Source organism: Blastopirellula marina DSM 3645, assembly GCF_000153105.1.
GTDB lineage: Bacteria > Planctomycetota > Planctomycetia > Pirellulales > Pirellulaceae > Blastopirellula > Blastopirellula marina.
Window position 1 is genome coordinate 3,459,822 of the sequence record NZ_CH672376.1, and the last position, 13,152, is coordinate 3,472,973.

The 13,152-nt window shown below is 56.4% G+C and carries 11 protein-coding genes; 7 read left to right on the forward strand and 4 right to left on the reverse strand.

Features of this window, described 5'->3' with window-relative positions; all coding sequences use genetic code 11:
• Positions 1 to 58: 58 nt before the first annotated feature.
• Complete coding sequence (locus DSM3645_RS28450) at positions 59 to 1,030, forward strand: helix-turn-helix domain-containing protein (RefSeq protein WP_002653246.1); 972 nt, start codon at positions 59 to 61, stop codon at positions 1,028 to 1,030.
• Here the strand turns inward: DSM3645_RS28450 and DSM3645_RS30945 are convergent.
• Positions 1,027 to 1,584, reverse strand: coding sequence for a hypothetical protein (locus DSM3645_RS30945; RefSeq protein ID WP_002653247.1), 558 nt, complete (start codon positions 1,582 to 1,584; stop codon positions 1,027 to 1,029). The genes DSM3645_RS28450 and DSM3645_RS30945 overlap by 4 nt on opposite strands.
• 289 nt (positions 1,585 to 1,873) lie before the next feature.
• Here DSM3645_RS30945 and DSM3645_RS28455 point away from each other — a divergent pair, with 289 nt between their 5' ends.
• The 6 genes from DSM3645_RS28455 to DSM3645_RS15905 all read left to right on the forward strand — a co-directional run bounded on the left by DSM3645_RS28455 (position 1,874) and on the right by DSM3645_RS15905 (position 9,974).
• Positions 1,874 to 4,009 carry an aryl-sulfate sulfotransferase gene (locus DSM3645_RS28455; protein WP_050769400.1) on the forward strand — a complete coding sequence of 712 codons (2,136 nt, stop codon included), beginning with the start codon at positions 1,874 to 1,876 and terminating at the stop codon, positions 4,007 to 4,009.
• A gap of 98 nt (positions 4,010 to 4,107) precedes the next feature.
• Entirely contained in the window at positions 4,108 to 6,258 is a 2,151-nt protein-coding gene (locus tag DSM3645_RS15885; RefSeq protein WP_002653249.1) for an alkaline phosphatase family protein, read from the forward strand.
• Positions 6,255 to 8,300 (forward strand): alkaline phosphatase family protein, encoded by a 2,046-nt coding sequence (locus DSM3645_RS15890; RefSeq protein WP_002653250.1) that lies wholly within the window; start codon positions 6,255 to 6,257, stop codon positions 8,298 to 8,300. The genes DSM3645_RS15885 and DSM3645_RS15890 overlap by 4 nt, the downstream gene beginning before the upstream one ends.
• A 29-nt stretch (positions 8,301 to 8,329) precedes the next feature.
• Positions 8,330 to 8,515, forward strand: a complete 186-nt coding sequence (locus DSM3645_RS15895; protein ID WP_002653251.1) for a hypothetical protein — start codon at positions 8,330 to 8,332, stop codon at positions 8,513 to 8,515.
• Positions 8,516 to 8,519: 4 nt separating this feature from the next.
• A complete protein-coding gene (locus tag DSM3645_RS15900; RefSeq protein WP_002653252.1) occupies positions 8,520 to 9,353 on the forward strand; it encodes a hypothetical protein in 834 nt (277 codons plus the stop codon).
• Positions 9,354 to 9,389: 36 nt separating this feature from the next.
• A complete protein-coding gene (locus tag DSM3645_RS15905; protein ID WP_002653253.1) occupies positions 9,390 to 9,974 on the forward strand; it encodes a sulfotransferase domain-containing protein in 585 nt (194 codons plus the stop codon).
• 76 nt (positions 9,975 to 10,050) lie between these two features.
• Here DSM3645_RS15905 and DSM3645_RS15910 read toward each other — a convergent pair whose 3' ends face one another.
• The 3 genes from DSM3645_RS15910 to DSM3645_RS15920 all read right to left on the reverse strand — a co-directional run bounded on the left by DSM3645_RS15910 (position 10,051) and on the right by DSM3645_RS15920 (position 13,141).
• Positions 10,051 to 10,899, reverse strand: coding sequence for an SGNH/GDSL hydrolase family protein (locus DSM3645_RS15910; RefSeq protein ID WP_202594951.1), 849 nt, complete (start codon positions 10,897 to 10,899; stop codon positions 10,051 to 10,053).
• Positions 10,900 to 11,213: 314 nt separating this feature from the next.
• Entirely contained in the window at positions 11,214 to 12,230 is a 1,017-nt protein-coding gene (locus DSM3645_RS15915) for a Gfo/Idh/MocA family protein (protein ID WP_002653255.1), read from the reverse strand.
• 56 nt (positions 12,231 to 12,286) lie between these two features.
• The gene (locus tag DSM3645_RS15920) at positions 12,287 to 13,141 is read right to left on the reverse strand and encodes a sugar phosphate isomerase/epimerase family protein (protein ID WP_002653256.1); all 855 of its coding nucleotides are present in this window, start codon (positions 13,139 to 13,141) and stop codon (positions 12,287 to 12,289) included.
• Between the last annotated feature and the right edge of the window lie 11 nt (positions 13,142 to 13,152).

Consider the following 13,152-nt stretch of genomic DNA (forward strand, 5'->3'; position numbering starts at 1 on the left):
TTGAACTCTGACTGTCGACGGTCGCTTTTGACGTTTGTCCGGACCAGCCGAGAGAGATATGCAGGAATTTGCAGGCCAGGGTTTCGATCGCGCCGCTCCAAATCCAATCGACAATCAGGTGATTCCTGACCTTACGGCGTCACTAATCAATCACCTGAAAATGCGTTGTCTTGTAACGCACGTTTCGGATCTGCAGCCAGCTGCGCCGCTGACGCTGACACTCGCAGCGCCGATGTTTCACTATGTAGTCTCGGGACGTTGCCAGGTCGAACTGTCAGATCAATCCCCTGCAGTTCTCAGCGCAGGCGATCTGATTGTCGATTTTCGCAACGTTCGACAGGTCTTGCGCTCGTTTGGCGAATCTGCCGAAAGTCCCTTCGGAGAGCCGCAACCGCGCTATAACCGGATCCTATCAGGCCGGATCCATTCGAGCGGCATCGAGATTTTACCGGGGCTTTGCAACGTTCCCCACAGCATCTTTCGTGCGGCTGAATGGGGAGATGATGGGCTCTTAGGACGGATTCTGCCGTTGATCACTCCCGAGCTAATCGGCGATCGGCAAGGAGGGATCGCCGTGGTCAACTTGATGCTGACCTTGGTGATTGTGGAAATCCTGCGCGAGCAGTTAACGACGCTGCGAGCTGACTCGACTGGCTGGCTGAAAGCGTTTCAGGATGAAGCGATCAGTCCGATCCTAGCAGCCATGCTGCGACAGCCGGAATACCCTTGGTCGGTCGAACGCTTGGCGGCCGTCAATTGCATGGCTCGCTCGACCTTTGCGCGCCGATTTCGCGAGGTGGTCGGCGAAGCTCCCATGGATGTGCTAACCACGATTCGGATGCAAATTGCCATCGATCTGGTCAAGGCCGGCGCCAACTTGAAGGACATTGCTCGTCGTGTCGGATATGGTTCGATCCAGTCGTTAACTTCCGCATTTCGACGAAGATTTGGCGTTTCGCCGGCACAGTTTCGCAGCAATCTGCGCGGGCCGACATCCGATCTACTCTTCTCGTCCTGGCCGCAGGACTAGGCGACTTCGTCTAGGCCCAATAAACCGGATACCAGCAGGTCCGAGATCTTGCTGGTCGTTTCGGAGTCGTCACTTTCGGATAGTCGCTCCAGCAGATCCTGAAGAGTTTCCAACAACGTCGATTCCGTATCGGTCTCGTCTGCGCTCTCTTCGGACGTCGCGCCTGCTGGTGGTCCGCCACCGCGCGGCCCCCCAGGCGGTCTTCCACCGGTCGGCGGCCCGCCGACTGGCGCTCCACCAGCAGGCGCACCTTCGGTAGATCCCAGACGGCCTGCTAATTCCTCGGCATCTAATCCGTACTCTTCGAACACGCTGGCAATGGTTTGTTGGACCGCGGTCGCATCGGGGCGCCCTTCGCTGGAGTCAAACAACGCCGATAAAGCGTCAACCAGATCGTTTTCCAGCGAAGCCTGATCTTCCGAGCTGAGCCCTTCCGATTCTAAAACGTCGCCCAGCTGTTGTTGCAGCCCCGCTGGACGGGAAGATTTTTGACTGCCGTCGGTCGCCTGTAAGTTGTAGATGGACGCTGACTGCGCGCCTTGGATGGTTGTCATGTCGGATCTCGCTTCAATCTTGCGAAGTTACGAATGGAGCCCCACGCATCAGATTGAAATGCATGGATCGTCTACTTACTAAGATCGGACATTCACCATGCCGAGCGTAGCATCCAGCGTCTCAAACTGCATCGCTAGAGTCTCATTCAACGACATTTCGGAGAGTTCGGCGATTTCGGCGGCGCCAAGTTTCGCAAAAGCGTTGGCACGATCGACGCGTTAATCTCGCATTGGAGGTTGTGAGTCATTCTTCTCCCCTTGTCACTCAAACTGGGAGCCGCTTTTTCCCATGGCCTACCGTACTCCTGCAGTCATCACTCTTCTCGTGCTGGCCTTGTTATCGCGCGGCGCCAACGCCGAAACGACCAGCGATCCACCTTTGAAAGCCCCCCGGGACGGCGTCTCGCTCCACAAGCCGACGGCGCTTCCCGGCTATTCATTAATCGCTCCGTTGAATTCGACGAGCACCTATCTCGTGGATATGGATGGGCGAGTCGTCCATCAATGGAAAAGCGATTTCACGCCGGCATTGAGCGCCTACCTGTTAGAAAACGGTCACCTACTTCGCCCCGCCGCGCAGCGCGGCGGCGGCTTTGGCGGACCAGGCGCCGGCGGTCGAATTCAAGAATTTGATTGGGACGGAGAATTGGTTTGGGACTACTCCTTTGCAGGAAGCAAGCTGCGTCCTCATCACGACATCTGCCCGTTACCCAACGGCAACGTTTTGGTCGTCGCCTCCGACCCCAAGACCGCCGAAGAATCGCTCGCCATGGGCCGCCGCGCCGAGCTCGTCACCGAGCAACTTTTGCCTGACTGCATTCTTGAAATTAAGCCAACCGGCCCAACGACCGGTGAGATCGTTTGGCGATGGCGCGCCTGGGATCACTTGGTGCAGGACGCCGATCCGTTGAAGCCTGGGTATGGAGATGTTTCTGAACATCCCGAGTTGATCGACGTCAACTTCTCGACCGCGATGATGGACCGCATGATGCAAGATCCCGCCCAGCTCGCAAAACTCCGTTCGCTCGGCTATGTCGGCGGCGGAACGGCCGCAGACAAGCCGGCCGGCGGGGAAGCAAAGCAGCGAGAATCAGGTCGCGATCCGCAGCCCGACGATCAACGTCCAGGTCACGATGGGCACGGGCCAAGGGGCGGCGACTGGATGCACGTCAACTCGGTGGCGTACAACCAGAAATTGGATCAAATCATGATCAGCGTGCATGAGTTCAGCGAAGTTTGGATCATTGACCATAGCACCACGACGAAGGAAGCCGCCGCGCATTCCGGCGGCAAGAGCGGCCGCGGCGGCGATTTGCTCTATCGCTGGGGGAACCCCCGCGTCTATCGATCAGGATCGAACGTCGATCAGCGACTCTTCGCGCAGCATTGTGCGCACTGGATCGCGGATGGACTTCCCGGCGCCGGCGATATGCTCGTTTTTAACAACGGTCTGGGACGTCAGGATGGTGCGTATTCCAGCGTCGACCAAATTGTCTTGCCGCTCAACCGTCAGGGACTGTACGACAAAGAAGAATATTTGGCCTATGGCCCGACGGAAGCGAAGTGGACCTTCCATGATCCGGCCAAATCCGATTTTTACTCGATGATGATCTCGGGAGCGCAACGTTTGTCCAACGGCAATACGTTTGTTTGCTCCGGCGCCCAAGCGATGCTCTTTGAAGTAACGCCGGATAACGAAGTTGTCTGGGTGCTCAAAGTTCCCGGCGGCGGAATGGGTGGGCCTGGAGAAATGCGGCCGGGCCAGCTGGTCCCAGAGTTTCTCGCACGTGACTTGGCCATTTCTGACGAACAGCAATCGACGATTCTCAAGTTGCAAACGAAGGTTGACGCCAAGCTAGAAACCCTCCTTTCAGACGACCAGCGCAAATCGTTGCAACAGCCGCCGATGCTTGGCTTCGCTGGTCCAGGCGGACCTCGAGCTCCCGGCGGCGGACCTGGCGCTCCTGGAGGGCGACGTGGATTTCAACCGCCGACGATCGGTGAGGTGATCCCTCGCTTCGTTTTAGCAGGACTAGATCTCAACGAGGATCAAACGGAAGAATTGCAGCAACTGCAACGCCAAGTTGATCAACAACTCGCCGCCGTTTGGACCGACAAACAGAAGGCCACCTTGCAAGAGATGGAACAACGATTCGCCGGCGGACCAGCTAACGGCCCGCTAGGTGGCTTTGGTCCCCCTCCCGGAATGCGCCCGCGTGGCGGAGATCGACAAGGTCGCCCCGATCGCGGCGGACCGGGTGGTCGCGGCGGCGGCCCCGGCGGCGTCTTCCGCGTCTATCGCTACGGAATGGACTACGCCGCGTTTGCTGGTAAAGATCTGGCGCCGCGCAAGTTGTTAACCGAAGAGATGGCCCCGGCCAGTGAGCCAAGCCAACGCGGTCCAGGGCAGCGACCTTCCAACTAGGTGCGCGGTGATCGAATCCCCAGATCCCCGCGGCACGTTGGTTGTTGCCCCGATCGTCGTGCCGTGGGGTCATTTTTTTCGCATCTCGGGAGCGTCTCATGTCATTCGGTTTTTTGCCAATCATGAACCATCACATCAGCATGATCTCGTTTTCGCTGATCGCGTACATCGGGCCCGGCGCAGGATTCGCTTTGGCAGGCTCTTTTATGGCTGTATTTGGCGCCGTCGTCTCGGCGATCTCGATGGTCCTGCTTTGGCCTTTGCGACGCGTCTTGCGAGTCCTGCTACGGAAACGACCGCCGCGCAAACCGCGATTTCAACGCGTCGTCATCTTGGGGCTGGACGGTCTGGATCACAAACTCACGCAGCAAATGCTTGCAGCCGGCAAGCTTCCGAATCTCGCCAAGCTCCAAGCAACGGGGAGCTTCCAATCGTTACGAAGCACGTTGCCGCCGATTTCGCCTGTCGCGTGGTCCACGTTTCAAACCGGCGTGAATCCTGGCAAGCACAACATCTTTGATTTTCTAACGCCGGATGAAACAACCTATCAACCGAAGCTCAGCTCGGTAGAAATTCGTTCCGCCAGCAAGAGCATCGGGCTTGGTCCACTCCGATGGAACTACTCAAAGCCAGATGTGAGGATGCTACGTAAGAGCAAGCCCTTTTGGAGTCTGCTAAGCGACTACGGCGTCTTCAACTCCATCATTCGCGTGCCGATTACTTTTCCGCCCGAAAAACTTCGCGGGGTGCAGTTGTCCGCGATGTGCGTGCCTGACTTGCGGGGAACGCAAGGAACCTTCTCGCAATATACGACGCAAGCTCGTGAAGACCGGCTCAAGACCGGCGGTGAAGTGCATTACGTCCAACGCCATGGAGACCGCCTGGATTGTCACCTGTTGGGACCGCCCAGCAGCAACCCACGTGACAAGGGTGCGTTGAAATTGCCGTTCCAGCTGCGGATCATCGATAAAAATTCGGCCTGGTTAACCATCGGCGGCGCCAAGCATCGACTCACCCAAGGGGAATACACCGATTGGATCCAAGTTTCGTTTCGCGCCAGTTGGGCCGTTTCGGTGCACGGCGTCTGTCGATTTATGCTGTTAAGCACCGAACCGGATTTCGAGCTTTATGTCACGCCGATCAATATTGATCCCGAGCATCCCGCGATGGCGATCGGCTACCCGGCGGTTTATCCGATCTATCTGGCCAAACGCCAAGGTCCCTATGCGACATTAGGGTTAGCGGAAGATACATGGGGATTGAGCGAGCAAGTTCTCAACGACGAACACTTTCTGCGTCAGTGCATGGACATTGATGTCGAACGGGAAACGATGTTCTTCGACAGCCTAGACAAGGTTCGCCAAGGGCTGTGCGTCTGCGTCTTTGACGGCGTCGATCGAATGCAACACATGTTCTGGCGATACCACGACAAGTCTCACCCAGCTCGACCGGCGATCATTCCGCCGGTGCTCGAAGACGCAGTCGAAGACCTTTACGCTCGCATGGATGAGCTCGTCGGTCGCACCCTCGACAAGTGTGCAGGGACCGACACCATGCTCATGGTCCTGTCGGATCACGGTTTCAATACTTTTCGACGCGGCGTCGATCTCAATCGCTGGTTGGAGGAAAACGGCTATCTGGTCGTGGATGATGCGCGCCGCGGAGAAGACTATCTCGCTGGCGTCGATTGGTCTCGAACGAAAGCCTTCGCGATCGGACTGACCGGCATCTTTATCAATCTACGCGGTAAGTTTGAGCAAGGAGTGGTCGCGCCGGGCGAAGAGGCCGAAGCGTTGCGTGCACAAATCGCCCAGCAACTTGCTCAAGCAACCGATCCGCAGACCGATGTGAAAGCGGTTCGCCGAGTCTACGAAGCGGTGAAAGCCTATCGCGGACCGTACAAAGAGAACGCCCCCGATCTGATCGTCGGTTACGAGAGTGGTTATCGCGTTTCGTGGGACGCAGCGGTCGGACGAACCAGCCGCGAAATCTTTCACGACAACACCAAGGCTTGGAGCGGCGACCACTGCGTCGATCCCGCCGTCGTGCCAGGCGTGCTGTTTTGCAATCATGCGATCAGCACGCAAACGCCGCGATTACTCGATCTCGCGCCCACCGTGCTCGACCTGTTCGGCTGTCCCATTCCCGACTACATGGATGGCGAGCCGCTGACGTTTGAGGAAGCACAAATTCCAACCGCCGAGTTCACCCCTGCTCCGATCGAAACTCCCCAAAAGGTGGCCTCATGACGCAATCCGCTAACAACTCCGTTTCGCGACGAGCGATTCTGCAAGGAGCGGCGGCAACAGCCGGCGTCGGCGCGCTTGGCGCCACGTCGTACTGGTTGGGCGGGGTCAATCGCGTCTCGCGCAGCTTCGGCAAAAAAGTGATTGTGATCGGTGTGGACGGAATGGATCCGCGACTCTGTCGCAGCCTCATGAATTCAGGAAAGATGCCGAACATGAAGCGGATGGCGGCGGTCGGCGGCTTCAGCAATTTGGCGACCAGTTGCCCGCCGCAAAGCCCCGTCGCATGGGCGAACTTTATCAACGGCGCTGGCCCCGGTTCGCACGGGATTTTTGATTTTATCCATCGTCACCCACACGATCAGTGCGTCCCCTTCTACTCGGCGGCGGAGACGCTTCCCGGCGACGGCTTTGTCGAATTGGGGGAACATCGTCTGCAACTAGACTTTTGGCCGTTCAACCATGAGCCGCCCAAAACGGTCTTGCGTCGCCAGGGGGTTCCTTTCTGGGATTTTCTCGACAAACAGCGAATCACATCCGTCTTTTACGACTTGCCGTCCAACTATCCCCCCAGTCCGTCGCAGTACGGATATCATCGCTGCGTCTGCGGAATGGGGACGCCTGACATGCAGGGGACGTATGGAACGTATCAATACTTCAGCGAGGATTCGCCGGCGAGCGGCCTTGATGAAGGTGGAGGAAAACGATCGAAAATCGCCTTTGAAAACGGCTCGGCTCGCGTCACGCTAATCGGTCCTGAAAACAGCATGCTCAAACATCCGACTCCGATTACAGTCGACGTCGACGTGCATCGAGATAGCGCCTCCAGCACGGTTCTCCTGGAAGTACAAGGACAGAAAATCATGCTAAAACCGGGCGAATGGAGTCGCTGGACGAAGCTGGATTTCAGCATCTCCACTCCGCGTCCTTTGCCCAGCCAGCATGCCAACGGGATCTGTCGGTTCTTTCTACAAGAATCGGGCCCCAATTTTCGCTTGTATGTGACTCCGATCAATGTCGACCCGTCAAATCCGGCAGTTCAACTATCGGAGCCGTCGAACTTTATCGAAGATGTCTCGCAAGATCTTGGATTGTTCTACACGACCGGTTTTCAAGAGGATCACAAAGCGAGATCGAACGGCGTCTTCAACGACGACGAGTTCCGGCGCCAAGCGACCAGCGTTCTGGAAGAGCGTCTCACGCTGTTTGAGTATGCGGTCGAAAACTATGACGACGGTTTGCTGTTCTTCTACTTCTCCAGTAGCGATCTCCAATCGCACATGTTTTGGTGGGACGCCGACGAAGATCCGCAACATCCAACAAGATCGTCCCCCGAAGCGGCGAGTCGATTTCAGTACGTCAAAGAATTGTATCAGCGACTGGATGGAATTATCGGCGATATCTACGACCGTTACGGCGACAAAGCGACGATCTACATCATGAGCGATCATGGATTCGCTAATTTTGGCCGCCAGTTCAATGTCAATTCTTGGCTGCGCGATTTTGGATATTTGAATCCGCGCGAGTGCGCGTCGATCCTGACCGACGCCGATTGGTCGCGCACGCGCGCCTATGGTCTGGGCATCAATGGACTCTATTTGAACCTCAAAGGTCGCGAGCGAGACGGGATCGTGGAACCCGGCGAAGAGCAGGAAAAGCTGACGCGACAATTGATCGCGCGACTGAAATCCGTTCGTGACTTCAACGGGAAACAAGTCATCCGCAACGTCTATCGGGCCAGCGAAATCTATGCTGGCAATGCGACCGCGCTGGCGCCTGATCTGATCATCGGCTATGCCCGCGGTTATCGGGCCTCGTGGGAGACCTGCCTGGGCGAGCTGACGCCGGATGTCCTGCTTGATAACACGTCGGCCTGGAGCGCCGATCATTGCGCCGACGCTCTAGAAGTCCCCGGCATCCTCTGCTGCAACAAACCGATCCATTCCGCAAATCCTTCGCTGACCGATATCGCGCCGTCGATTCTGGCTGACTTTGGGATCCAAACGCCTGCCACGATGACGGGCCGCAGCGTCTTTACGACCTAAAACCAACTGCACTGTGACTGGAGACGAACATGGCGAAAGTAATGCTCGACAACAATCTGTACGATCGCGCCAAACAGGCCGCGGCCAAGAATGGCTATAGCAGCGTTGATGAATTGATCGCGACGGCTGTCGAAAACGAGATCAAACGGATCGGTGAGGCCGACGCCGAAAAGCAGGTCGCCGATCAACTACGAGGCCTGGGCTACATTGAGTGATTCTATGCTGACGCAGATCGTGGTCTGGTTAAATCAATGGGCGAACGGGATCGCCGGACTCGTGCTGCGCCCAGTCAGTTGGACGCCGGGGTGGGTTTCGACCACCGTAATCGGCGCCCTCGCAGGCGTCGCGATGCTGATCGTCTTCAAGTACACGTCGCATCAATCGGCGATAAAACGGACGCGCAATCAAATCAAGGCCAATCTGCTGGCCTTATCGCTGTTCAAGGATGATTTGCGAGTCGGCCTGCGCGCCCAGGGAAGCCTGCTTCTCGGCGCCGGCCAACTGCTGGGGCTTTCGCTGGCGCCGATGTTGGTCATGTTGATTCCAACTTGCCTCTTGTTGGGTCAATTGGCGCTGTGGTACCAAGCGAAGCCCTTGGCAGTTGGCGAAGAAGCGATTGTCACGCTCCATACGGCGCACGATCCTGATAGCGTCGCCAACGTACAAATCGCGGCGGCGCCGTTCTTTGAGGTCGCCAAGGGGCCCGTACGTGCGCCCGCCGACGACTTCGTCAGTTGGCAATTAAGGGGGCTACAGCCGGGGACTCATGAAATCACATTTGAGCTTGCCGACCAACAATTCACCAAACAATTCTCGGTAGGCGACGGCTACATGCCGATCAGTCTGCTGCGACCGGCGTGGAACTGGAGCGAGGTATTGCTGCATCCTCGCGAAGCTCCCTTTGGCGCCGCTTCGCCTGTGCAATCCATTGAAATCGTCTATCCCGATCGCGACTCGTGGACCAGCGGAACGGATAGCTGGCTGATCTATTGGTTTTTGATTTCGATGGTCGCCGCGTTCGCCGCTCGTCCCTTTCTGAATGTCAATATTTAGTCCTCGCTACTCGCACTGCGATTCAGGTGAAACAGCATGTTCGACTCGACTGAAATTACCATTGTTTCGGGGCTTCCCCGCTCGGGCACGTCGCTGATGATGCAGATGCTTGATCGCGGAGGGATCCCGGCGTTGACCGACGAAATCCGTACGGCCGATACCGACAACCCCCAAGGCTACTTCGAATACGAACGCGTTAAACAGACGAGAGATGATCCCTCTTGGCTGGATCACGCCGATGGCAAAGTCGTAAAAATGGTCTCGTCGCTCCTCTACGATCTACCGACTACGCACTCTTGCCGCGTCCTCTTCATGCGGCGCGACATCGACGAGATTCTCGATTCGCAAGAGAAGATGCTCACGCGACTGGGTCGACCAGCCGCGCGCCGTGAGGATATCAAACAGGCGTTCTCCGTCCATCTCGATCGGCTATTGCAATGGCTGCCGACGCAAGAACATCTACAAGTGCTGCAAGTGAGCTACAACGATCTCTTCGTTTCACCGAACGAAGAGATTGGGAAAGTGACGCGTTTTCTCGATCGCGAATTGGATTTGCCGGCGATGGTCGACGTGATCGATCCCGGCCTATATCGCAATCGTAGTTCCGATATTTCTGTCTGAGATTGAGCGGCAAGACAAACGTAACTGCATGTGGTCGGTTTGTCGAAAGCGGCACAAGCGCCGCTGCTTCCCCCTTTTACTCCGTTTTCCGCTTGCGCAGGTCATCGGTCAGGTACTTCGCCGTTTCTACGGCAATCACGTTGTACCCGGCGAGATTGGGATGGCGATCGCCGTACCAACCTGGCAGATGCCCAAATATTCCGTCAAGTTCGTTATCGAGGACCACGACGTGTCCACCATGAACGTAAGGGGCGACAAAGGCATGATAGTTCGAGGGCACCTTCTCGACAGAATAACGCCGGTAGCTCAGCGAATTGACGCCGTGCACTTGGAGAGCTTTGCCGTACAGCGGATAGATGTCGAACACCGGAAGCTGTTCTTTCTCCGCCACTTGGCGAACGCGCGAGTTGATCTCTTGGCTGACCTCCGCTTTACTGAAGGGAGTCACCGTCATCAGAACAATTTGGGCGTCCGGGTGATTCTTGCGAATCCGCGCGATCAACCCGTGAAAGTCGAGGGGGAAGTTCGTCGCAAAATCCTCTCGACGCGCGTAATCGTTGATGCCATACCGAATGAAGATGTAATCAATCCCCGGTAGTTCGGCAACTTCCCTGTCGTATCGACCTGAATTGACGAATCGATCGATCGTATCGCCGCTCTGGCCGTTGTTGATGACATGCGTCGGGGGAAGATCCCCTTCCGCTTCCAACAATTGTTCGATCACTTGCTCTAACTGAGGCGCCGCCGGCTTGATCAGACGAGGAATGGAGCCTTCGGTAGTACTATCGCCGAGCAACAGAATCTGCAGCTTCCCGCCGTGCTCGGCCTGTGCCGTAAGCGAGAGCCCGGAAACGATAACGATCGCGGCCAGCAGCATTAGCAGCTTAGGAAGATGGAATCTGATCACAGGAAAACGATGAATCATCCGTCTCGTCTTTCTTGAAAATTGCGTCTCGAAATCGTTGAACATCGGAAGCGAAGTGACGATTATACGACAATTAGCACTGATCGGCCTCGCCCGAGGTGCAACCGCAATGGAGGGCGCCGCTGCGAGGCGATGGTCTTTCCGTTCTTCGACGAATCGACAGATCGTTTGTCGAGTCGTCAAAAGATGACGGTCGGTTGACTGCAAGTTGAGCTCAAGCGGCTCAAACAAATCTACTGAGAACTCGTGACGAGACGCTGAAATGGATCGACCATTGTTACCGATGATGATCTTGATTTCCTCGACACCGGCGACTAAATCTCGATCTGGACGCATTGGCCCGTCCGGCAGCTTTCGGCCTCAGCTTCGCTTAAACGGAGCGTCTCTGCGGCATCGGCCAGCGAAATGCGGTCGGAAGGGATCCCGCGCTGGATACAGTCAATGAAGTGCGCTAACTCCAGTTCGTATCCCATTGCTGCGCTAAGTGGGATTGATTGCTTGCCGGCGTCGGGCGTCGTCAGTTCAACCTTTGGCGAATCGCAGAGACGATAAACTGCCGTCGCCTGTTCAAAATTGACCAGATACTCCATTTCAAAGCCGAAGCCCTGCGACATCGACCAAGCCCCTTCCGCCGAGACGATCGCCATGTTGTCGTAGTGATATTGCGTTAGGACATGGTCTATATGCGTCGTGTGCCGCGAATAACCGCTGCTAGAAACGGCTTTCGGCATGCCAAACAAATAGCGAACGAAATCCGAGTCATGGATATGCAGGTCCAACAGCGCTCCCCCTGAGGCTTTTCCGTCGCTATAAAACGGACCGCCAGGGAACTGCGTAATCCGACGAAATGAAGCCGATTGGACGGCGCCATAGCGCTGACTGTCGACCGCCTCTTTTAACCAGTCCCAGCCAGGCCAAAATCGCATGCACATGGCGCAAAACGAAAGCCCTGGCGATTTCTCCGCTTGTTGAGCCAAGCAAAGCGCCTCGGCGTAGGATCGCGCCAGCGGCTTCTCGATAATCAGATGCTTTCCAGCTTCCAATGTCAGCGCCCCCAGTCGAGCGTGCGCCGGCGTCGGCAAACAGAGATCAACAATATCGACGTCAGCGTCGGCAATCAAATCGCATCCGTCGGCGTATTGCTTTACGGTGGAGAAATCAAATCCCCCTTGCGATTGTCCTTCGATATTTCCCGCCGCGGTTGTCCGCCCGCAGCGGCGATCTTTATCGAGATCGGCCACAGCGACGACGCAGACGTCCGTTCGCTTTCGATAAACGTCCAGATGGGTTGCGCCCATCATTCCTAAACCAACGACGCCGACTTTTAACATGCTTCTGCTTCGTCCTAGGACTAACTTGGGATAGAGAACAAATATTTCAAAGACGTTTATGCGGCGACCTGACGCACCAACCCGTTTAACGCCGCGGCAGTCCGTCGCAATCGATCTTCTTTGAACGGAAGCATCTCGGCGACGATCGTGGAGTCGTAACCGATGTCGCACAGCGCAGCGATCGTTTCGACAAGCGGCACGTCTCCTTCGTCTAACTCGCAAAATTCATAACTGCCGCAAAAATCAAACTGATCGCGATACCCTTTGACATGCACGCGTTTTATTCGCGAGCCTAGCAGATGGATCCAGTCCGGCGGATATTGTTGATAGCCAAGCAAATTTCCTGCGTCAAAATAGACCCCCAAACGATCGCTGGCGAAACTATCGACAAAGTCCCTTAGCTCGAGCGGAGAATAGAGGAATCCGTTCCAGACGTTTTCGACGCAGAGATCGACACCCACTTTTTCCGCCGTTTCGAGCAGGCGGCGCACCGCGACCTCAGCGCGTTGGTAGGCGTGATCGTAGCGAACGCGTTCGCCCGGCGAGATGGGACTCGTGACGATGGCCGGCACAAACAGCATCGCCTGACATCCCAGCCAGGCGGCTCGTTGCAGCGCTTTTTCATGCAGTTCGATCGCCAGGCGGCGAATCCCCTCATCGTGGCTAGCGGGATTGCAGCCCCAACTCATACCGCTTGCGATCGTTTCGACGATGACGCCGGAGTCTTCGATTTCACGACGAATTTGTTCGCATTCGGCTTGCGACAAGTCGACGTGCAAAGTTCCGCCGGGGCTGATTGCTAACTCCAGCGCGTCAAATTGATGCTGCTTCGCCAATTGCAGCGCCGTCGCTATGTCACAAGTTCCCGCCAGTCCGTCAGGCATCGACCAATAGCTAATTCCGGTTAACAAACTTCTTCCCC

Coding starts and splice junctions, on each gene's coding strand:
- DSM3645_RS28450 (WP_002653246.1), top strand. CDS start 59: ATGCAGGAATTTGCAGGCCAGGGTTTCGATCGCGCCGCTCCAAATCCA.
- DSM3645_RS30945 (WP_002653247.1), bottom strand. CDS start 1,584: ATGACAACCATCCAAGGCGCGCAGTCAGCGTCCATCTACAACTTACAG.
- DSM3645_RS28455 (WP_050769400.1), top strand. CDS start 1,874: ATGGCCTACCGTACTCCTGCAGTCATCACTCTTCTCGTGCTGGCCTTG.
- DSM3645_RS15885 (WP_002653249.1), top strand. CDS start 4,108: ATGTCATTCGGTTTTTTGCCAATCATGAACCATCACATCAGCATGATC.
- DSM3645_RS15890 (WP_002653250.1), top strand. CDS start 6,255: ATGACGCAATCCGCTAACAACTCCGTTTCGCGACGAGCGATTCTGCAA.
- DSM3645_RS15895 (WP_002653251.1), top strand. CDS start 8,330: ATGGCGAAAGTAATGCTCGACAACAATCTGTACGATCGCGCCAAACAG.
- DSM3645_RS15900 (WP_002653252.1), top strand. CDS start 8,520: ATGCTGACGCAGATCGTGGTCTGGTTAAATCAATGGGCGAACGGGATC.
- DSM3645_RS15905 (WP_002653253.1), top strand. CDS start 9,390: ATGTTCGACTCGACTGAAATTACCATTGTTTCGGGGCTTCCCCGCTCG.
- DSM3645_RS15910 (WP_202594951.1), bottom strand. CDS start 10,899: ATGATTCATCGTTTTCCTGTGATCAGATTCCATCTTCCTAAGCTGCTA.
- DSM3645_RS15915 (WP_002653255.1), bottom strand. CDS start 12,230: ATGTTAAAAGTCGGCGTCGTTGGTTTAGGAATGATGGGCGCAACCCAT.